1 protein-coding gene is annotated in these 708 nt (G+C 53.0%); it reads right to left on the bottom strand.

Going from position 1 to position 708, the window contains the following annotated elements; genetic code table 11:
- Nucleotides 1-25: 25 nt before the first annotated feature.
- Nucleotides 26-708: restriction endonuclease (locus tag CAPSK01_RS22635; protein WP_273703482.1), on the bottom strand; the 683-nt coding region annotated here is incomplete at its 5' end.

Raw genomic sequence — 708 nt, 5'->3', positions numbered from 1 at the left:
TAGGTGCGCTTCTGATACGAACCTTTCACCCATGGAACTTTGGTCTCAGTACATTGGCCTCTGGATCTATGGCGTCAACGATGAGTGCATGCAATGTCGGCACCGATGAGCGATCTACCTCCCAAGTGGGAATCCGGTCAAACTCTAGTGCGACTGATCTTTCACAGACGTACTCCACCGGGATGAACTCTACGGCCCCTCTGTAACCCACTGGGTACGAGCTCAGGTCGATATGTGCTTCTTCAAGACCGATGTTGAAGCGAGCCCAGGAGGGAACAATGGAATGTATGACGTCAATGGAGTCACCTTTCTCTGCGACCACAAGCAAGGCAATGCCGTTCGCACGTGCCACCGAGATGGCACCCTCCTGATAACCCCTTCTGCTCACCATGATGCCCTTGTGCGCGCCGATGTCACGGATGACATGGAGGAAGGCCTGCACGTCCCTCTTTTGTACTGATCTACTCCAATCCTTACACTCTACGACGAATAGGAGCGCCACACTGCCCGCCCTATACTCGAACGAAATATCGATCTCATGGCGGCTGTCTCTTCCCGTATACACCTTCCGTCGATGTAGCACTAATCCCTTTAGGCCAACTATCTGATCTGTCAATTCCGCAACCTGTTTCTCATAACTAATGCCCGGAGACTCGTCGTCGTCGTCTGTCTCTCGACCTATACCGGCTGTGCCATCGTGTCTGCACT

Origin of the sequence: Candidatus Accumulibacter vicinus (genome assembly GCF_000584955.1) — a bacterium.
GTDB lineage: Bacteria > Pseudomonadota > Gammaproteobacteria > Burkholderiales > Rhodocyclaceae > Accumulibacter > Accumulibacter vicinus.
Note: the sequence above shows the minus strand (reverse complement) of the source record. Positions and strands in the feature narration are given on the sequence as shown.